The sequence below is a fragment of the Blattabacterium cuenoti genome (assembly GCF_014251695.1).
Lineage (GTDB): Bacteria > Bacteroidota > Bacteroidia > Flavobacteriales > Blattabacteriaceae > Blattabacterium > Blattabacterium cuenoti_T.
In genome coordinates, this window is sequence record NZ_CP059195.1 from 479745 (window position 1) to 500066 (window position 20322).

Below are 20322 nucleotides of genomic sequence, written 5' to 3' on the forward strand. Positions count from 1 at the left end.
TTTTTTACTGACTATAATTAAAATAATTCGGTGATTCTTTAGTTATATTTACACTATGTGGATGGTTTTCTTTTAATCCTGAATTAGTGATTCTCACAAATTTACCTGTTTTCATCAGTTCTATAATTGAGGAAACTCCACAATATCCCATTCCGGAACGCAATCCTCCACAAATTTGATAAATTACATCTTTCATTTTCCCTTTATAGGGAACTATTGCTTCTATTCCTTCCGGAACAGATTTCTCGTTAAATTGAAAATAACGATCTTTACTTCCTCTTTTCATTGCTATTAATGACCCCATCCCTACATAAGTTTTAAATTTTCTTCCTTGAAAAATAACTTCTTCTCCTGGAGCTTCATCTGTTCCTGCAAATAAACTTCCAATCATAACAGAACTAGCTCCAGCAGCAATCGCTTTGACCACATCTCCTGAATATCTGATCCCTCCATCAGAAATAACGCTCACATTTCTTTTTTTAGCATATTCATATACATCATTAATAGCCGTTATTTGTGGCATCCCTACTCCAGCTATGACTCTCGTTGTACAGATAGACCCAGATCCAATGCCTACTTTTAAAACAGTTGACCCGGCATCTATCAAATCTTTAGCCCCCTCCATGGTCACTACATTTCCTGTTAATAATGTTATTTTTGGAAAAGAATGTCTAATCAATTTTATTGTTTTTAATATTTTAGAAGAATGACCATGCGCTGAATCTATAGTTATAATATCCGCACCTATCTTCACTAAAGATTCTACTCTTTCTAATGTTCTTTCATCTATTCCAATAGCCGCACCTACACGTAAACGACCCCTAGAATCTTTGCAAGCGTTAGGATATTCAATTAGATTATCAATATCTCTAATCGTGATTAATCCTACTAATTTATTACAATCATCTACAATAGGCAATTTTTCTATTCTTTCTTTCAATAAAATATTTTTGGCTTCTTCTAGAGTTATATTTTTATTAGATGTAATTAACTTTTCTTTTGTCATCACTTCTTCAACTAAAGAATCTAAATCAATACGATATTTTATATCTCTTCTGGTAATAATTCCTACTAATGAATAATCTTTTTCTATAACAGGTAATCCAGAAATTTTAAACTTTTTCATAAGATATTGAGCATATCTTAATGTTGAATTTCTAGAAAGAGTAATAGGATCATCTATCATTCCACTTTCACTTCTTTTAACTCTATAAACCTCTTCAGATTGGTTTTCTATATTCATATTTTTATGAATAATTCCTATTCCTCCTTCTCTAGCTATGGATATAGCTAAAGAGGATCCTGTCACTGTATCCATAGCTGCACTTAATATAGGAATATTCATAGTAATATCAAGTGTTAGAGAAATTTTAAGAGAAACTTCTGATGGGAGAATTGAAGAATAAGAAGGAACAAGTAAAACATCATCAAAAGTAAGAGCTTCTTTTAAAATCTTTTTATTTAAAGACATAATTTTTATTTTTAAAATATATAAACGATTTATAAAGACATAATATTCTTATTTTCAAACTAAAGAGAAAAATTAAAATTTAGTTGTCCTTTCTTTTAAAAGGATTACAAATAATGATATATTTTTTCATTCCAAATTTTTATATAAATTTGCCCAGAATATGTAATAACTGAAATACTATCGATTATGATGAAAAAATTAAGAATTACAGTCACTACGATTTTGTTAGCAATATTTTTATTTACTATTAGTTGTAACAACAAAAATAAAAATGAAAGTAACTCTACTACAACAGAAGAGGAAAAAACAACTAATAATAATGAAAATCAAACAGATTCTACTAACACAAATACACCTCCTGCAACTGGGGAGGATTCCTCCAAAAATCATAATGAGGAAAACAACAATGAAAAAGACAAAGTAACAACTGAAGAAAACGATAAAAGTAATAAATAGTACTTCAGAATTAAGAATAAGAAAGTGAATAAGTATAAACGAAAAAAAGAGTATATACTCTTTTTTTCGTTTATTAACTTTTTACTCTTGCCTTTTTCCCTCTTAGAGATCTAAAATAATAAATTTTAGATCTTCTAACTTTTCCTTTTTTGTTTACTTCTATTTTTCGTATGTTAGGCTGATTAAAGATGAATATGCGTTCTATTCCTATCCCTGCACTTATTTTACGAATAGTAAATGTTTTAGTTAATCCTTTTCCTTGTTTTTTTATAACCACACCTTTGAAAGATTGAACTCTTTTTTTTTCTCCTTCTTTAATTTCGAAAAAAATAGTGATTGTATCTCCTGAATAAAACAATGGAAAATGATTTTTAGATAAAAATTTATCTTCTGTGTATTTTATAATATTTTGAGACATGATTTTATTATATTATTATAATTCATAATTTTTTTATTTCATATATGATTTTTTTTGATAAAAAATCAGCTCTTTTCCTTGAAGTACTTTCTGTGTGTATTCTAATAATATTTTCAGTATTTGATTTTCTGATATGTATCCATTCATTATATTTAAAATAAATTTTAATTCCATCACTAAAATCCATCTTATTTCCTTTATATTTTTTTCTTATTATTGTTAATAACATTTTAATTCGTTCATGAGAAGAAAATCTAATTTTTTTTTTCGTCATAAAATAATTAGAATATCGTTTTTTTAATTTAGATAATGGAATATTATCAAGTTTAGCTATTTGAGTTAAAAATAATGCAATTCCAATCAATGCATCTCTTCCATAACGTAAATTAGGATAAATAATACCTCCATTTCCTTCTCCTCCAACAACAGCATGAACTTCTTTCATTTTTTTTATAACATGTATTTCTCCAACAGGAGTAGAATAATAAGGAACTCCTTTTTTAACAGAAAGGTCTTTTAATGCATGAGAAGATGATAAAGTAGAAACAACAGGACCCAATTTATTTTCCAATATATAATCTGCTATGGATACTAAAGTATATTCTTCTCCAAAAAAATCTCCGTTTTCACAAATAAACACGACTCGGTCCACATCAGGATCTACGGAAATTCCTAAATCCGCTTTTATTTCCGGTACTTTTTTACATATTTTTTTTAAGTTTTTTTCAATAGGCTCAGGATTATGAACAAAATCACCATGAGGATCACAATACATTTTAATAACATGAACCCCTAAATATTTTAATAAAATAGGAACAGCTATCCCTCCTGTAGAATTAATTCCGTCAACCACAATTTTTAATTTAGCTCTTTGAATTATATTTTTTTCTATGATAGGCAAGGAAAGAATTTTTTCTATATGTTTCTGAATATAATTTTCTTTATAAAAAAGATTCCCTAATTTTTTATATGAGGAAAAATTAAAATATTTTTTTTCTGCTATATAGTACAATTTTTTAAAATCTTCTTCAGATAAAAATTCTCCATAAGAATTAAACATTTTTAATCCGTTCCAATTTTTAGGATTATGGCTTGCCGTTAACATTACACCTCCATCCGCTTTTTCATTCATAACAGCAATTCCAACTGTAGGAGTAGTAGATAAACCAATATTTATAACATCAACTCCAAGACTTTGAAAAGTAATTATTAAAAATTGTTGAAATAAAAGAGAAGAAACTCTTCCGTCTCTACCTAATATGAAAAAAAATTTTTTTTTATTTTTATATTTTCTTTTCATACAGGAAACATATCCTGCTAAAAATTGAATTATATCTATGGGAGAGAAACCATATCCAACCTTTCCTCCTAATGTTCCTCTTATTCCAGATGAAGATTTTACAAGTGTCAAAAACTGATTGAATTTTTTTATTATAAACAAAAATACAAAATAAAATTTTTTGATTTATTCAAATTCTATAACTTTTATAGGAGATATTTTATTAATAAAAAATAAAGAAGGAAAAAAAATTGTCATAAAACAAATCAAAATAACAAATAAGTTTATAATAATAATATGAGGTATTTTTATAAGAATAGGAACAAAATCAACGAAATATTCCATTTTATTTAATGATATTAAATGAAATTTTTTTTGTAATACTAATAAAGTAATCCCAATACTATTTCCTACAATTAATGCCGGGATCAATATTTGTATGATATAAAACAAAAATATTTTATGTATTATTTGATTTTTCGCTCCTAAAGTTTTTAAAATACCTATAGTTCTGATTCTTTCTAAAAGAAGTATTAGAATAAATACAACCATATTAATGGTTACGGACGCGAAAATAATAAGACTAATAACGATAATATTTACGTCAAATACATTTATCCATTTTATAATATCATGATGATTCTGAATGGTTTTTACTAAAAAATTATTAGGAATTTTTTTAAAAATTTTTTTCTTTATGTTATCATAGGAAATAAAAATTTCAAATTTTTCTACAAAATCTTTTTTCCATCCGTAAATCTGTTGAATAGATTTAATATTTCCAATAATGTATACATCATCAAATTCTGGGATTCCCGTTTCATATAAACCAGAAATTTGAAATTTTTTATAGATAATAATAGGACCTCTTTTTTTATTAAAAGATAAAAAACCAATTTTAACATTGGATCCAATATTTAATCCTAGTAACAAGGATACTTTTTTAGATAAAAAAATATTTTTCTTACACAAGAATTTTTTTTTGAAAAAATTATTCGTAATAAAAAAATATTGAAAAAAAACAGGATTATAATCTTCATACAAACCTTTGAATATGTATCTATCTATTTTATTATTTGTAGAAATAATCACATTATTTTCTGCAATTCCATGAATTTGTTTAACTAAATTAGATTTAAAAAACTTTTTCAATAAAAATTTCTTTTTTTTTACAGAAAATTTAGGAAAGCTTATTCTTGAATTATCCTTCTGTATAAGAATTTGTCCCTTAACATTTAAGAGTTTATCTTTTATAATCTCTTTAAAACCAAATCCTATAGAAAAAGTTAAAAAAGATATAATTAAACCGAAAACTATTGTTGTTTGTGTTATAATGACTATTGTTCGTAGAGTTTTATTTTTCCTACAATCCTCCCAAACCGTTTTTTTGGCAAAAAACCATTCAAAATTCAATTTGATTTTTTAATTCTAAATATCTTCATCTAAACAATTATCATTATTAAAATCCATATTAGATTCCGATAATGTATTATCTTCAATATTTTCATAAGGAGGAGATATAAAAAAATTTTCTTTATCAATAACATTTTTTTTGTAATCTTCTTCCCAAGCTAATAAAGTATGTTTTTTTTCTTCTAAGTTAATAAACTGAGCTTTATCACTTATAAATTTTAAACGAAATTTATCTAATCCTCCATTTCTATGTTTAGCGATTATAATTTCTGCTTGACCTATACAAGAGTCATTATCTTCTTCAGAATCCCAAATTTTAAATCCATAATATTCAGGTCTGTAAATAAATAAAACTATATCTGCGTCTTGTTCAATAGCTCCTGATTCTCGTAAATCAGATAATACAGGGCGTTTGCTCCCCCCTCTTGTTTCTACTGCTCTAGAAAGTTGAGATAAAGCTATTATTGGAATGTCTAATTCTTTGGCTATAGATTTAAGACTTCTAGAAATAACTGATATTTCTTGTTCTCTATTTTGTAATTTAGTCCCATGATCATTAATTCCCATCAATTGCATATAATCTATAAATATCAATTGAATTCCATGTTGGGATATTAAACGACGACATTTTGCACGTAAACTAAATATAGATAAAGATGGGGTATCATCTATAAATAAAGGAACATTCTTCAAATTTTTTGTTTTATGTAACAAACATTCCCAATCTAATTTAGATAAGTTAGCTCTTTTTATTTTTTCTGAAGAAATACCGGTTTCTGATGAAATTAACTTGGTAATTAATTGAATTGAAGACATTTCTAATGAAAAAATTATCATTGGAATCTTTTGATCTACAACTATATTTTTTACCATAGATAACATAAAAGTTGTCTTTCCCATTCCAGGTCTAGAAGCTAATATAATTAAGTCAGAATTTTGCCATCCAGAAGTAATATGATCCAATTTATGAAATCCAGAAGAAATACCACTTAATCCTTCTTTTTCTGTTTTTTGAATTTTTTCAATAGCTTTTTGTATAAGACATTGAGTTGTTTCGTATTTTTTGGCTATTAAATATTTTTGATTAATCTCAAAAAGTTTTGATTCAGCATGATCTAAAAGATCAAAAACATCTGTACTTTCCTCATAACATTTTTGAATAATACTAGAAGATATACTAATTAATTTTCTTAAAATAAATTTTTGTACTACTATACGACTATGATATTCTATATGTGCAGAAGAAATAACTTTTTGTGTTAATCCAATCAAATATAACTCTCCTCCTATTGATTCCAATTTTCCAGTTCTACGAAGTTCATTTAAAACAGTGTATAGATCTATCGGTTTAGAATTATGATATAATTTTTGTATAGAAATAAATATTTCTTGATGTTTTTTTTTATAAAAAATTTCAGGAAAAAGGATATCAATAACTTCATCTAACCCTTTTTTATCAATCATAATAGCCCCTATTATAGCTTCTTCTAAATCTAATGCTTGAGGAGGAATTTTACCTTTTTTATTTATTGAATCAAAACAAAATTTATTCGTTTCTTCCTGTCTAATCTTACTCATAAAATTTTTTTAAATAAACACAATAAAGTGAAGTATATATAAAATATATTAAATAGTATATAGAATTATGAAAATTTATTCGTTAAAAAAACCAATAGAAATATACTTATTTTTTCTATTTTGAATAAGGGATTCTATATGAATTTCAGATAATTGCTTATTATATTTAATAATTTGTTTTTTAACAAGTTTATAAGCTTTTTCAGGGCAAAAATGAGCTCCTCCTAAAGGTTCTTTGATCACATCATCTATAAGATTCAATTTATGCATGTTTTCTGCAGTTAATTTCAATGCTTCTGCTGATTTTTCTTTATTATCTCGATTTCCCCAAAGTATTGTAGAACAACTTTCAGGAGAAATAACGGAAAACCATGAATTTTCCATCATGGAAACCTTATCTCCTATTCCGATTCCTAAGGCTCCTCCACTAGCTCCCTCTCCTATAATTAGAACAATAATGGGGACTTTTAAACACATCATTTCATAAATATTTTTACCAATGGCTTCTCCTTGTCCCCTAGTTTCTGCTTCAATTCCAGGAAAAGCTCCTGGAGTATCAATGAAAGTAATAACAGGTTTTTCAAATTTTTCTGCTAATTTCATAAGACGTAAAGCTTTTCTATATCCTTCTGGATTAGGCATACCAAACCTTCTATACTGTCTATCCTTGGTATTTTTTCCTTTTTGAGTGCCAATTAGCATAAAAGTATGATCCTCAATTTTTCCAAACCCTCCTACGATAGCTTTATCGTCACCAAAATGACGATCTCCATGTAATTCTATAAAAGAATCTTTGTTTGTTATGGAATTTATGTAATCTAAAGTATAAGGTCTATTTGGATGTCTAGATAATTGAACTCTTTGCCAAGGGGTAAGATTACTATGTAATTTTTTAATGGTTTCTTCCAATTTAAATTTCAATTGATTGCAAACTTCTTTCATATTTATCCCACTTTTTTTTTCTATTAGGATACAGTTTACATATTGATCCTTAATTTCTTGTATTGGTTTTTCAAAATCTAAATATTCCATTTTCAAAAAAATAACAGAATTAAGTAGCAGTAAATGATTGAATATACTCACGATTCATAAAAGAAATATGCTCTGTGGATATTCCCTTTGGACATTCAACTTCACATGCTCTGGTATTAGTACAACTTCCAAATCCTTCTTCATCCATTTTTTTTATCATATTCATAACTCTTTTTTTTCTCTCTATTTTTCCTTGAGGTAACAAAGCAAATTGTGAAACTTTTGCTGAAACAAATAACATTGCCGATCTATTTTTGCATGCAGCTACGCATGCACCGCAACCAATACACGTAGCCGCATCAAAAGCTTTATCTGCTTGTTCTTTGTGAATTGGAATCATATTTCCATCTATTGTTTTTCCAAATGTATTTACAGATATGTACCCTCCTGATATAATAATTCTATCAAAAGAAGATCTATCTACGATAAGATCTTTAATTATAGGAAAAGGGGTAGCTCTCCAAGGTTCTACATATATAGTTTCTCCATCATGAAAATGACGCATATGAAGTTGACAAGTGGTAATTAAATTATCGGGGCCATGAGCTCTTCCATTAATATATAGAGAACACATTCCACAAATCCCTTCACGACAATCATGATCAAATGATATAGTAGAAGAATCTTTCTTTTGGCATATAATATGATTATTTAAAAGATCTAACATTTCTAAAAATGAACTATCAGGAGAGACATTATAAACTTGATAAGTTTTAAAATTCCCCCTTTCCTCACGGTTTTTTTGTCTCCATATTTTTAACTTAAACTTCATAAGTTTTTTCATACAATCTTGGATTATATTTTATTTATTTATAAGAACGGGGCTGTACTTTGATAAAAGTATAATTTAAATCTTCTTTATGCATAATTTCATCACTTATAAGATGATTTTTCCTGTGTTCCCATATAGAAACATGTTTATAACGAACATCATCACGAAGAGCTTCTCCTTCTTTTGTTTTATATTCTTCACGAAAATGACTTCCACAAGATTCGTTTCTCTTTAAAGCATCCATAGCCATTAATTCTCCTAATTCTAAAAAATCAGCAACACGTCCAGCTTTTTCTAATTCAGAGTTTAATCCATCATCAATATTTCCCGGAATAAAAACATTTTTCCAAAATTCATATCGAAGTTCTTGTATAGCTTTTATAGCTTTATATAAACCTACATGATTTCTACTCATTCCTACATATTTCCACATAATATTTCCAAGTTTTTTATGGAAAAAATCAACTGACATATTTCCATTATTTTGAATAAGTTTTTGAATTCTATTTTTAACATTTTCTTCTGATAATTGGAAAGCGATATGTTTTGTAGACATTTTTTCTGTGATACATTCAGATAAATAATCCGCTATGGTATATGGTAAAATAAAATAACCATCAGCCAATCCCTGCATTAATGCAGAGGCTCCAAGTCTATTTGCTCCATGATCAGAAAAATTTGCTTCTCCTATAATATAACATCCAGGAATAGAAGACATTAAATTATAATCAACCCACAATCCTCCCATAGTATAATGTACTGCTGGATAAATTTTCATAGGAGTTTTATATGGATTATCATTGGTAATTTTTTCATACATATGAAATAAATTACCATACTTAGATTCCATTATTTCTTCTCCTAATTTTTGTTTATCTAATGAACTAGGTTCTTGAATTCCAAGTTCATTCGCTTTTTCTTTTCCATATTTTTCTATAGAAAAACTAAAATCTAAAAATACACCTTCTTTGGTTTCATTGTTTTCTATTCCAAATCCTTTATCACAACGTTCTTTAGCTGCCCTAGAAGCCACATCTCTTGGTACAAGATTTCCAAATGAAGGATAGCGTCTTTCAAGATAATAGTCTCGATTTTCTTCATTTATCTCCTTAGGTTTTTTAGACCCATTCCGGATGAAAATAACATCTTCTAATTTATTTGGGACCCATATTCTTCCATCATTTCTCAATGATTCAGACATTAATGTTAATTTAGATTGATAATTTCCATGTACTGGAATACAAGTAGGATGTATTTGAGTGTAACAAGGATTGGCAAATAATCCTCCTTTTTTATGAACTTTCCATATAGCGCTTGCATTAGCACCCATTGCATTAGTAGATAAAAAAAATATATTTCCGTACCCTCCTGAAGCAATGACTATAGCATGTGCTGCGTGCCTTTCTATTTCACCGGAAATAAGATTCCTTGCAATAATACCTTTGGCTACCCCATCTACAACAACTAAATCTAACATTTCATGACGATTATACATTTTTACCCTTCCTATTTTTATTTGTCTAGACATAGAAGAATAGCATGCTAATAAAAGTTGTTGTCCTGTTTGTCCTTTTGCATAAAAAGTTCTAGATACTTTTGTTCCACCAAACGATCTAGTTTCTAAATATCCAGCATAATCACGAGCAAATGGAACCCCTTGGGCAACACATTGATCTATAATATTAGAAGATATCTCTGCTAAACGATAAACATTTGCTTCTCTAGATCTATAATCTCCACCTTTAATTGTATCATAAAAAAGTTTATAAACCGAATCATTATCTCCTTTATAATTTTTAGAAGCGTTAATACCCCCTTGTGCCGCTACAGAATGTGCTCTTCTTGGAGAATCTTGATAACAGAAGGCTTTCACTCTATATCCTAATTCTGACAACGAAGTGGAAGCTGAAGCACCTGCAAGTCCAGTTCCAACAACAATAATTTCAATCTTGGATCTATTGTTAGGAGATACCAATTTTAAAGTTGATTTATGATCTTTCCATTTGTTAGGTAACGAACTGACTGGAATTTTCGAATTGAAATTTAAAATATCTTTCATCAAAAAATATTAGTTATCATTAAAAAAAAACCAAATAGCAATAATAGAAAATCCAGAACAAATAAACCAAAAATACACAAAACCGAATCTTTGTATCCAAACCAATCTTTTTTTATTGGATAGACCCAAAGATTGAAAAGAAGATTGAAATCCATGATTTAAATGAATCCCCAAAATAAAAAATGAAAATACATATATAAATGTATAATAAGGATTCTTGAATAAGGTAACAACTATATCATAATCTGAAATTAAATGACGAGGATCTGAATATTTCATAGGAATCATGAAATTGATAAGATGTAAACCCAAAAAACATAAAATTAAAATACCTGTATATACCATTGTTCTACTACTAAATGAAGTAGTTAAATAAGAATTCATAGCATAATCAATTTCTCCTTTTATTTTTTTATTTGTTAAATGTAACTGAACTCCTAATAAAATATGAATAAAAAAACCTACAGCAAGAACATATTCCATCATTCGAATAAATATATTTTTTCTCATAAAAAAAACAGCTTCGTTAAAAGCTTTTTCTCCTGAAAATAGAAATAAATTAACACTCAAATGCAATAATAAAAAAATCATTAAAAAAATACCTGTAGTAGCCATAACCACTTTTTTTCCAATAGAGGATTGAAAAAAATTACAATGATTCACTGATTTTAATTTGATTTTAGTAAATATAAATAAGATATTTTATATTTATTATTAAAATTTCTCATTTTCTAATTTTTTGTAAAGCTTCTACAAGGGTATCTATATCTCCTTTTTCATTAAAAATTCCAAAAGAGATTCTAATAGGCATTGTTTTATTTAATAAATATCTATCTGTTATCAATTGAATCACATGAGATGTTTTTTTAGGATTACTATTGCAAGAACTTCCTTTAGAAACAGCAACTCCCATTAAATCTAAATGAAAATATAATAAATAATCTTTTTTCGTAGGATATAAAAAATTTAATATAGAGGGAATACTTTTATCAGGATGAGATGATAATCCATTAAAAATGATGTTAGGAATTATTTTTTTCAGTTCTGAAATACAATAAGATTTTAAATCTTGCATTTTTTTTATATGTCTTGTAAAAGTGCAACAAGATAATCGAAAAGCTTCTGATAATCCTGCTATACCATGTATATTTTCCGTTCCTGAACGAATTCCATATTCTTGAACTCCTCCAGTAATCAAAGGCTTCATTTTTTTTAAAATATTATTTCTTATAAAAGCAAAACCGACTCCTTTTGGGCCATAAAATTTGTGTGCGCTTGCAGTAGCAAAATCAAAGGATAATTTTTCCATATTAATAGGAAGATTTCCTATAACTTGTATGGTATCTGAATGAAAATAAGCATTATATTTTTTGCATAAAAAAACTACTTTATCTACCTCTAATAAATTCCCAATTTCATTATTAGCATACATTAAACTTACAAGTATTTTTTTATGTATATTGTTTCTCAAAATTTCTTCCATATTATTAAAATCTAATATTCCTTTTTTATCAATTGAAATAAAATCTACAGATATTTTGTATCTAATAGATAAATCTAAAATTGTTTGTAATACAGATGGATGTTCTAATTGTGAGGTAATAATATGTCTTATACCTAAATCTAAAACTGAAGATCTTAATACAAGATTATTAGCTTCAGTTCCTCCTGAAGTAAAAATAATCTCAGAAGGAGAAGCTTTAATATTTTTTGCAATACAAATTCTAGATTCCTCTAAAATTGAACGAGTTTCTCTTCCATAACTATGCTGTATCGAAGAAGGATTTCCTAATGAATATTTTAATGTATGAATTATTACTTTCACAACTTCATTTCTTATAGGAGTGGAAGCTGCGTTATCCAAATATGCTCGTTTCATTTTCTATTGAAAATTTTGTACATATATATACATAAAAATATATAATGTATTCAAATTCTGTTTGTTAAAAATATTTTTTAATAAAAAATCTCATCTTTAATTTTGTATATTTATCCTAATTACATTGGGGTTTAGTAAAGATATTTTAAAGTAATTTTTAAAAAGAATCCTTATAGATTTTTTTAAATATTTGTTGTTTTAATAATGTCATTAAAATGTCTATTTTATTTTTATTTAAATTGAGTGAATATGAAAATAAATGTTGGATTTTCGGTCATAATGGGGTTTTTGATTGGAATTATTATATGTTATTTTTTTGGAAAAAAAATTATATTAAAAAAATATATTCAATTATTAGAAAAAGCTAATTTTCAGGCAAAAAAAATCATAAAAAATGCAGAGAAAGAAGTAGAATCCATAAAAAGAAAAAAAATGCTTCAAGCAAAAGAAAAATTTGTAGAACTTAAATCTAAACATGAAAAAGATGTTTATTTAAGAGAAAAAAAAATAATTGACACAGAAAATAAAACAAGAGAGAAAGAAAATCGATTATCTAGAGAAATAGAAATTTATTTTAAAAAAAATAATCGTTTAGAAGTACAAATACATGATTACGAAAAAAAATATAAAATTCTTAAAAATAAACAAGAAGAATTTGAAAATATGCATATTCAACAAGTAGAATTACTTGAAAAAATATCTAATTATTCTTCTGAAGAAGCTAAAAATGAATTAATTGAAATTCTTAAAGAAGAAGCAAAAGCAAAAGCACAAACTCATATACAAAACATTATAGAAGAATCACAATTAACTGCAAAAATGGAGGCAAAAAAAATTGTCATTCAAGCTATTCAAAGGATTGGAACAGAACAAGCAGTTGAAAATGCGGTATCCGTTTTTAACATAGAATCAGATGATGTAAAAGGTCGTATAATTGGACGAGAAGGAAGAAATATAAGAGCTTTAGAAAAAGCAACCGGAGTAGAAATTATTGTAGATGATACTCCAGAAGCTATTCTTTTATCTTGTTTTAATCCTATACGAAGAGAAATAGCACGATTAGCTCTTCATAAATTAGTTATAGATGGACGTATACATCCAGCTAGAATTGAAGAAATAGTATCTAAAACAGAAAAACAAATTGAAGAAGAAATAATAGAAGTAGGAAAAAAAACCATTATAGATTTAGGAATTCATGGAATACATATAGAATTAATCCGAATGGTAGGAAGAATGAAATATCGTTCTTCTTATGGACAGAATCTTTTACAGCATTCTCGTGAAGTCGCTCATTTATCAGGAATATTAGCTTCTGAATTAGGATTAAATTCAAAACTGGCAAAACGAGCTGGATTGTTACATGATATAGGAAAAGTACCTGAAAACGAATCAGAACTTCCTCATGCCATTCTAGGAATGCAATGGGCAGAAAAATATGGAGAAAATATGGAAGTTAGTAACGCTATAGGTTCACATCATGATGAAATAGAAATGAAAGTATTAATATCTCCCATAGTTCAAGTTTCAGATTCTATTAGTGGAGCTCGTCCTGGAGTGAGAAGAAATTCTTTTGAATCTTATTCAAAAAGACTAAAAAATTTGGAAGATATAGCGTTTAGTTTTGATGGAGTTAATAAAGCATTTGCTATACAAGCAGGAAGAGAATTGCGTGTATTAGTTGAAAGTGATAAAATTGATGATAAAAAAGCTTTTCAATTATCTTGTGATATAACAGAAAAAATAAAAAATGAAATGACTTATCCTGGTCAAATTAAAGTGACAGTGATTAGAGAAACTCGAGCTGTACAAATAGCTAAATAATAAAAATTATGAAAGACTCTCCTATTACTTTTTTTATTAAAAAATACTTTCTTCATTTCAATGCTTTAACTTTATCAGAAGCAGCTAAAGCATATAAATATCATATTCAAAATAACGGAAAAATGATGATTACACTAGCAGGAGCAATGAGTACGGCAGAATTAGGAAAAATATTATCTGAAATGATACGAAAAAATAAAGTTCACATCATTTCTTGTACAGGAGCTAATTTAGAAGAAGATATATTAAATTTAATAGCTCATTCTCATTACAAAAAAATCCCTCATTATAGAGATTTAACTCCTTATGAGGAAAAAAATTTTTTAAAAAAAGGATATTATAGAGTTACAGATACTTGTATTCCAGAAGAACAAGCTTTTAAAGAATTACAAAAACATATGTTAAAAGTATGGATAAGAGCTAAAAAAAAATCAAAACGTTATTTTCCTCATGAGTATATTTATCAACTATTATTAGAAAATATTTTAGAACCCTATTACAATATAGATTCAGAAGATAGTTGGGTATTAGCTGCAGCAAAAAAAAATATACCCTTAATAGTCCCAGGATGGGAAGATAGTACAATAGGAAATATTTTTGCTTCATTTTGTATGAAAAAACTATTTCAACCGATTCTTGTAAAAACCGGAATCGAATATATGCTATTTTTAGCAAAATGGTATCAAAAAGAATCAATCAAACATAAAATAGGGTTTTTCCAAATTGGAGGTGGAATATCAGGAGATTTTCCTATCTGTGTAGTCCCTATGTTGTCTCAAGATATAGGATTTCATCCTACTCCGTTTTGGTCTTATTTTTGTCAAATTTCTGATTCCACAACCAGTTATGGATCTTATTCTGGAGCTATTCCTAACGAAAAAATTACTTGGGGGAAACTTGATAAAGATACTCCAAAATTTATCATTGAATCAGATGCAACTATAGTGGCTCCGCTTATTTTTGCATATATATTAAATATGTAACTTAATATTAAATATAATGTCATGAATAATTTATATGATCTTGTTGTTATTGGTTCTGGTCCAGGTGGATATATATCCGCTATTAGGGCTAGCCAATTGGGTCTTCGTACTGCTATTATAGAAAAGTATCAAGAATTAGGCGGAACATGTTTAAATGTAGGGTGCATTCCTTCTAAATCTTTTTTAGATTCTTCTAAATATTTTTCATTAGCTAAAAATAATTATTCTTCGCATGGAATTTTTTTTAAAGAATTATTTTTTGATTTTAGGAAAATGATAGATAGAAAAAATGAAATAATAAAAAATATTAATAATGGGATAAAATATTTAATAAAAAAAAACAATATTGATTTGTATCAAGGAATAGGTTCATTTAAAACAAAAAATATTTTATCTATAACAAATAGAAAATTATTGAAAGAAAAAAAAGAAATACAATTTCAATATTGCATAATTTCCACAGGTTCTAAACCTTTATGTTTACCCCATTTAAATTTTGATATAGAAAATAAAATTATTTCTTCTACAGAAGCTCTAAACTTAAAAAAAATTCCAAAGAAATTAATTATAATTGGAGGAGGGATAATTGGATTAGAATTAGGCTCTATTTTTAATAGATTGGGAAGCAAAATTACTATCATAGAAACTATGGATAAAATAATATCAAATATGGATGATTCTTTAAGTCAAGAAATGAAAAAAATTTTAGAAAAATCTGGAATTCAAATAGAAACCTCTCTATCTATTATCAGTACATTTAAAAAAAATAATGAAGAAATATCTATTCTTGCAAAAGATCATAATGGAAATAACGTTAATTTCATAGGAAATTATTGTCTCCTATCAATAGGAAGAACTCCGTATACAAAAAATCTAGGCTTGGAAAATATAAAAATTGAAATAAATCAAAAAGGATTCATATTGGTAAATGATCATTTACAAACTTCTATCAACAACATATATGCTATAGGAGATGTTATAGGAGGAAAAATGTTGGCTCATAAGGCTGAAGAAGAAGGGTTATATGTAATAGAACATATAGTGGGACAAAAACCAAACAAATTAAATTACAATTTAATTCCATCAATAATTTATACTTATCCTGAAGTAGCCAGTATTGGACAATCAGAAAATGAAATTAAAAAAGATAAAATAGAATATAATATAGGAATTTTTCCTATGAAAATCTTAGGAAAAGCTCGTACAAGTGGTTCTACAGATGGTTTTTTAAAAATGATTTCTAACAAAAAAACAGATGAAATATTAGGGGTTCATATAATTGGAGATCATGCATCAGATATGATTATGGAAGCATCTGTTGCTATGGAATTTAGATCCTCTTCAGAGGATATATATAGAATATGTCATCCTCATCCAACTCTCAGTGAAGCATTTAAAGAAGCAGCTCAACTTAATTTTGAGAATCGCACTATACATATCTAAATATTTATAAATTCAAATTCATAATTTTTTTTCCTATTTTTTTTTAAAAAATAAAAAATTTAAATACAAAAAACACCATATAAACAGAAAAAATAAGATAGGGGGAGAAATTTTAATATTCATTCTGGAATAAGGAATTCCAATTTATATTGTATTTTTTTTAGTCTCATAATTCATTGATTAATGACCTCCATGTAAAAAATTCTTTTTTTTCATAAGTTTATCTTTATTTTCAAAATTTTTTTTATCTTGAATACAACATTGAACTGGACAAACTATAACACATTGTGGTACGTCATAAAATCCTACACATTCTGTACATTTTTCCGTAACAACAAAATATATATCTTTTTTTTTGGGTTTTTGAAATATAGTTGAATCCAATATTTTATTCTTTTTCAAAGAAGTCCCATCTGACATCCTCCATTTTTTTCCTCCTTCATAAATTGCTGTATTCGGACATTCCGGTTCACAAGCCCCACAATTTATACATTTGTTTGTAATTTTTATGGCCATTTATTTAAAAATTAAAAAAAATAATGATTAAAACTTTTGATAAGTTAGGCTCCTTCTTAAGAGAAGTTAGTAAATTTTATGCACATGATAAGTATTTATCAAAATATTATAAAAAGTTTTTTCCTTCTTTTCAAAAGGTTCTTAAAAAAGTAACTATTAAAAATAGTTGGTTTAGAATAGAAGATTTATTAATAACATTTGATCAATGGGGAGAAACTCTTAAAAAAGAAAAGTTAAAATGTTGGATGAGTAAATATTATTTGACAAAAAAAAAATATAAAAAAATTCTTGTTATTATGCCTGGAAATGTCCCAATGGTAGGATTTCATGATTTTTTGTGTATTATTTTATCAGGACATAAAATTATAATCAAATTATCTGAAGAAGATAATTTATTACTTCCATTTTTATGTAAAATCATAATACATGAAAACCCAATATTAAAAAATAAAATTAAATTTACAAATAACATTTTTAATGAAAAATTTGATTATGTAATAGCCACTGGAAACAATAATACTGCCCGTTATTTTGAATATTTTTTTCGAAAAAATCCTATTTTACTAAGAAAAAGTAGAACCTCTATAGCAGTGTTACAAGGGACTGAAACAGAAAAGGAATTAATTTCTTTAAATAGAGATATGTTAACTTATTCAGGAAGAGGGTGTAGAAATGTAGGAAAAATATTTATACCTCATCATTATGATGTTCATTTAATTTTAAAAAAATCATTTATATCCGAATATATTACAAAAAATTATAAATATATAGATAATTATAAATATTATCTATCCATTTATACTATGAATAAAGTTTCTTTTCAAAAAAATCATTTTATTCTTTTTAAAGAAGAAAAAAATTATCATAGTCCAATATCTGTAGTATATTATGAATTTTATGATAATTTCCATAAATTAAAAAAAATAATTTTAAAAAACAAGAATCATATACAATGTATAGTATCTAAAAATTTTTTAGAGAAAGAAATACTTTTTGGTAAAACACAATATCCAAAGTTAGAAGATTATGCAGATGAAATCGATACAATTCAATTTTTAAATCGATAATTTAATAATAAGTTTATCTTTATCCAAATTTATTTTTTTTGATATGATTCCTTCTATTTCAGGTGCTTTTAATCCATTTTTTAATACAACTTCGCATACAAAAATGCGAGATTCATCCCAAATATTTTCTTTTATAAAATGTTCTAAAGTTTCTTTTCCTCCTTCCACTATTAAAGATAGTATTTGTTTTTTATGCAAAAAATTCAATATTTGATTTATTATTTTTTCTTTAAAAGAAATTTTAATATATTCTATATTTTTTTGATTTTCTTCACTTTTTTCTGTAAATATAATAGTATGTTGAGATCCATCCATAATGAAATAAGAATTAGAAATGCTTAGTTTCTGATCAATGAAAATTCTGATAGGATTTTTCCCAAACCATTTTCTAACATTTAATTTTGGATTATCATTTAATACTGTTTTTCTTCCTACCAAGATTCCATCTTCTTCAGATCTCCATTTATGATTTAGTTGTCTAGCATGTATTCCACTAATCCAATTATTTTTTTGATTTTCTGAATATATAAAACCATCATCACTTTGTGCCCATTTTAATATGATATAAGGACGTTTTTTTTCATAGAAAGTAAAAAAACGTTTATTTAAAATTCTACATTGATTTATTAAAACATTTTCTATAACTTCTATTCCATATTTTCTTAATTTTTTTATTCCTAATCCTTTGACTTTATCACAAGGATCTTCTATCCCCACTATTACTCTTGGTATATTTTTTCTAATTATCAAATCAACACAAGGAGAAGTTTCTCCAAAATGAACACATGGCTCCAATGTAACATATAGAGTACAATCAAGAAATAAGTATTCGTTTTTTACATTATGAATAGCTAAAAATTCAGCATGATACATTCCTTTTTTGTAATGCCATCCTTCTGACAAAACTAATCCATTTCTTTCTATAACACATCCAACCATAGGATTAGGAGATGTAAATCCTAATCCGTTTTTAGCTAATTGTATGGCTCTTCTCATGAAAATTTCTTTATATTTCATAAATTTTTCCATATTTTCCAAGATCCCTCAGCTTGAAGATATAACATTTCTAATCCATTTTTTATTAAAGCTCCCTTTTTTTCTCCATTTTTTAAAAACAAGGTTTTATTGGGATTATAAATTAGGTCATAAAAATAATGTTCAGAAGAAACATATTGATATGGTAAAGATGGACATAAATTTATATTAGGATATGTTCCTACAGGAGTACAATTAATGATAATTTTGTATTCTTTCAATAAATTTTTATTTATATCTTCATAAATGAAATACCCTCTATTTTTTTTTCTAGAAACATATTGATATGGAATTTGTAATTTATTTAAAACAAATGAAACCGTTTTAGAAACTCCTCCCGTCCCTAAAATTAATGCTTTTAAATTTTTTTTATTTACAAACCGGTTTAAATCTTTTTTAAAAGAATATTCAAAGCCTAAAACATCAGTATTAAATCCAATTCTACATTTATTAGTAATTTTTACTACATTTACGGATCCTATAGATTTTGCTTCAGGCATAATTTTAGTTAAAAAAGGAATAATACTTGTTTTGTAAGGAATAGTTATATTACATCCTTTTAAATAAGGATTTTGGAATATAAATGATACATTTTCTATTTTTGGAATATCAAAAATTTTATAATCTATATTGATAATAGATTCTTTTTTAAATTTTTTTAAAAAAAATTTTCTAGAAAAAGAATACTTAATATCTTTTCCTATCAGACCATAAATCCTAATTTTTTCATGTGTCATATGTTATAAAAAAATATGAAGTCTATTCTTCTTTTTTTAATTTCATACGTTCTCTATATTTTGCTCTCAAAATCTCATTTCTTCTTCCTTCAGAAGGTTTTATATATTGTTGTTTTTCTCTAAACTCTTTTAGAATTCTAGTCTTATCAAATTTTTTTTTACATTTTTTTAAAGCTTTATCAATGGATTCTCCTTCTCTAACAGTAGTAATTAAAATCATAAAAAAATAAATAAAATGAACAATTTTTGTGGACATTATCGGATTTGAACCGATGACCTCTACTCTGTCAAAGTAGTGCTCTAAACCTACTGAGCTAAATGTCCTTTAAAATCAAACAAAATTAAGTATTTTTTGATATATAA

19 protein-coding genes and 1 tRNA gene are annotated in these 20322 nt (G+C 26.3%); 5 read left to right on the forward strand and 15 right to left on the reverse strand.

The window, feature by feature from the left end; genetic code table 11:
- Positions 1-4: 4 nt before the first annotated feature.
- A complete protein-coding gene (gene guaB, locus H0H62_RS02345; RefSeq protein ID WP_185860593.1) occupies positions 5-1471 on the reverse strand; it encodes an IMP dehydrogenase in 1467 nt (488 codons plus the stop codon).
- A 222-nt stretch (positions 1472-1693) separates the two neighbouring features.
- On the opposite strand from guaB, the gene H0H62_RS02350 reads away from it, so the two are divergent.
- Positions 1694-1927, forward strand: a complete 234-nt coding sequence (locus H0H62_RS02350; RefSeq protein WP_238784124.1) for a hypothetical protein — start codon at positions 1694-1696, stop codon at positions 1925-1927.
- Positions 1928-2000: 73 nt separating this feature from the next.
- On the opposite strand, the gene rplS is transcribed toward H0H62_RS02350, so the two are convergent.
- From rplS to H0H62_RS02395, 9 genes are all read right to left on the reverse strand, one after another.
- The gene (rplS, locus tag H0H62_RS02355; RefSeq protein WP_185860595.1) at positions 2001-2345 is read right to left on the reverse strand and encodes a 50S ribosomal protein L19; all 345 of its coding nucleotides are present in this window, start codon (positions 2343-2345) and stop codon (positions 2001-2003) included.
- A 22-nt stretch (positions 2346-2367) separates the two neighbouring features.
- Positions 2368-3756, reverse strand: a complete 1389-nt coding sequence (gene glmM, locus H0H62_RS02360; protein ID WP_185860596.1) for a phosphoglucosamine mutase — start codon at positions 3754-3756, stop codon at positions 2368-2370.
- 54 nt (positions 3757-3810) lie between these two features.
- A complete protein-coding gene (locus H0H62_RS02365; protein ID WP_185860597.1) occupies positions 3811-5037 on the reverse strand; it encodes an ABC transporter permease in 1227 nt (408 codons plus the stop codon).
- Positions 5038-5052: 15 nt separating this feature from the next.
- Positions 5053-6615 carry a replicative DNA helicase gene (gene dnaB, locus H0H62_RS02370; protein WP_185860598.1) on the reverse strand — a complete coding sequence of 521 codons (1563 nt, stop codon included), beginning with the start codon at positions 6613-6615 and terminating at the stop codon, positions 5053-5055.
- A gap of 75 nt (positions 6616-6690) precedes the next feature.
- Positions 6691-7647: an acetyl-CoA carboxylase carboxyltransferase subunit alpha gene (locus H0H62_RS02375; RefSeq protein WP_185860599.1), complete on the reverse strand. Its 957-nt coding sequence runs from the start codon at positions 7645-7647 to the stop codon at positions 6691-6693.
- A gap of 19 nt (positions 7648-7666) precedes the next feature.
- Positions 7667-8431, reverse strand: a complete 765-nt coding sequence (locus H0H62_RS02380) for a succinate dehydrogenase/fumarate reductase iron-sulfur subunit (RefSeq protein WP_185860600.1) — start codon at positions 8429-8431, stop codon at positions 7667-7669.
- 22 nt (positions 8432-8453) lie between these two features.
- Positions 8454-10478, reverse strand: a complete 2025-nt coding sequence (locus tag H0H62_RS02385; protein ID WP_185860601.1) for a fumarate reductase/succinate dehydrogenase flavoprotein subunit — start codon at positions 10476-10478, stop codon at positions 8454-8456.
- Between the two features lie 9 nt (positions 10479-10487).
- Positions 10488-11141 (reverse strand): succinate dehydrogenase cytochrome b subunit, encoded by a 654-nt coding sequence (locus tag H0H62_RS02390; protein WP_185860602.1) that lies wholly within the window; start codon positions 11139-11141, stop codon positions 10488-10490.
- A gap of 61 nt (positions 11142-11202) precedes the next feature.
- Positions 11203-12357, reverse strand: coding sequence for a cysteine desulfurase family protein (locus H0H62_RS02395; RefSeq protein ID WP_185860603.1), 1155 nt, complete (start codon positions 12355-12357; stop codon positions 11203-11205).
- Between the two features lie 249 nt (positions 12358-12606).
- Between H0H62_RS02395 and rny the strand changes: the two genes are divergently transcribed.
- Genes rny through lpdA form a run of 3 tightly spaced genes read left to right on the forward strand, consistent with a single transcriptional unit; the run spans position 12607 to position 16604 of the window.
- On the forward strand, positions 12607-14178 hold the full coding sequence (gene rny, locus H0H62_RS02400) for a ribonuclease Y (RefSeq protein WP_185860604.1): 1572 nt from the start codon (positions 12607-12609) through the stop codon (positions 14176-14178).
- 8 nt (positions 14179-14186) lie between these two features.
- A complete protein-coding gene (locus H0H62_RS02405; RefSeq protein WP_185860605.1) occupies positions 14187-15161 on the forward strand; it encodes a deoxyhypusine synthase family protein in 975 nt (324 codons plus the stop codon).
- A gap of 21 nt (positions 15162-15182) precedes the next feature.
- Positions 15183-16604, forward strand: a complete 1422-nt coding sequence (gene lpdA / locus H0H62_RS02410; protein ID WP_185860606.1) for a dihydrolipoyl dehydrogenase — start codon at positions 15183-15185, stop codon at positions 16602-16604.
- Between the two features lie 180 nt (positions 16605-16784).
- On the opposite strand, the gene H0H62_RS02415 is transcribed toward lpdA, so the two are convergent.
- Positions 16785-17120 carry a 4Fe-4S binding protein gene (locus H0H62_RS02415; protein ID WP_185860607.1) on the reverse strand — a complete coding sequence of 112 codons (336 nt, stop codon included), beginning with the start codon at positions 17118-17120 and terminating at the stop codon, positions 16785-16787.
- A 23-nt stretch (positions 17121-17143) separates the two neighbouring features.
- Between H0H62_RS02415 and H0H62_RS02420 the strand changes: the two genes are divergently transcribed.
- Positions 17144-18187 (forward strand): acyl-CoA reductase, encoded by a 1044-nt coding sequence (locus tag H0H62_RS02420; protein WP_185860608.1) that lies wholly within the window; start codon positions 17144-17146, stop codon positions 18185-18187.
- Here the strand turns inward: H0H62_RS02420 and ribD are convergent.
- The 4 genes from ribD to H0H62_RS02440 all read right to left on the reverse strand — a co-directional run bounded on the left by ribD (position 18176) and on the right by H0H62_RS02440 (position 20283).
- Positions 18176-19204, reverse strand: a complete 1029-nt coding sequence (ribD, locus tag H0H62_RS02425; protein ID WP_185860609.1) for a bifunctional diaminohydroxyphosphoribosylaminopyrimidine deaminase/5-amino-6-(5-phosphoribosylamino)uracil reductase RibD — start codon at positions 19202-19204, stop codon at positions 18176-18178. The two genes, H0H62_RS02420 and ribD, sit on opposite strands and share 12 nt — an antisense overlap.
- Positions 19201-19959, reverse strand: a complete 759-nt coding sequence (locus H0H62_RS02430) for a shikimate dehydrogenase family protein (RefSeq protein WP_185860610.1) — start codon at positions 19957-19959, stop codon at positions 19201-19203. Before H0H62_RS02430 ends, ribD begins: the two co-directional genes overlap by 4 nt.
- A gap of 22 nt (positions 19960-19981) precedes the next feature.
- Positions 19982-20179: a 30S ribosomal protein S21 gene (gene rpsU / locus H0H62_RS02435; protein ID WP_185852046.1), complete on the reverse strand. Its 198-nt coding sequence runs from the start codon at positions 20177-20179 to the stop codon at positions 19982-19984.
- A 29-nt stretch (positions 20180-20208) separates the two neighbouring features.
- Positions 20209-20283, reverse strand: a tRNA-Val gene (locus tag H0H62_RS02440).
- Positions 20284-20322: the final 39 nt, after the last annotated feature.

Excerpts from the sequence above, each read along its gene's own strand:
- dnaB (WP_185860598.1), bottom strand. The coding sequence starts at position 6,615 with ATGAGTAAGATTAGACAGGAAGAAACGAATAAATTTTGTTTTGATTCA.
- H0H62_RS02415 (WP_185860607.1), bottom strand. The coding sequence starts at position 17,120 with ATGGCCATAAAAATTACAAACAAATGTATAAATTGTGGGGCTTGTGAA.
- rpsU (WP_185852046.1), bottom strand. The coding sequence starts at position 20,179 with ATGATTTTAATTACTACTGTTAGAGAAGGAGAATCCATTGATAAAGCT.
- H0H62_RS02430 (WP_185860610.1), bottom strand. The coding sequence starts at position 19,959 with ATGACACATGAAAAAATTAGGATTTATGGTCTGATAGGAAAAGATATT.
- ribD (WP_185860609.1), bottom strand. The coding sequence starts at position 19,204 with ATGAAATATAAAGAAATTTTCATGAGAAGAGCCATACAATTAGCTAAA.
- H0H62_RS02395 (WP_185860603.1), bottom strand. The coding sequence starts at position 12,357 with ATGAAACGAGCATATTTGGATAACGCAGCTTCCACTCCTATAAGAAAT.
- guaB (WP_185860593.1), bottom strand. The coding sequence starts at position 1,471 with ATGTCTTTAAATAAAAAGATTTTAAAAGAAGCTCTTACTTTTGATGAT.
- H0H62_RS02380 (WP_185860600.1), bottom strand. The coding sequence starts at position 8,431 with ATGAAAAAACTTATGAAGTTTAAGTTAAAAATATGGAGACAAAAAAAC.
- H0H62_RS02420 (WP_185860608.1), top strand. The coding sequence starts at position 17,144 with ATGATTAAAACTTTTGATAAGTTAGGCTCCTTCTTAAGAGAAGTTAGT.
- H0H62_RS02385 (WP_185860601.1), bottom strand. The coding sequence starts at position 10,478 with ATGAAAGATATTTTAAATTTCAATTCGAAAATTCCAGTCAGTTCGTTA.
- H0H62_RS02375 (WP_185860599.1), bottom strand. The coding sequence starts at position 7,647 with ATGGAATATTTAGATTTTGAAAAACCAATACAAGAAATTAAGGATCAA.
- rplS (WP_185860595.1), bottom strand. The coding sequence starts at position 2,345 with ATGTCTCAAAATATTATAAAATACACAGAAGATAAATTTTTATCTAAA.
- H0H62_RS02405 (WP_185860605.1), top strand. The coding sequence starts at position 14,187 with ATGAAAGACTCTCCTATTACTTTTTTTATTAAAAAATACTTTCTTCAT.
- rny (WP_185860604.1), top strand. The coding sequence starts at position 12,607 with ATGAAAATAAATGTTGGATTTTCGGTCATAATGGGGTTTTTGATTGGA.
- lpdA (WP_185860606.1), top strand. The coding sequence starts at position 15,183 with ATGAATAATTTATATGATCTTGTTGTTATTGGTTCTGGTCCAGGTGGA.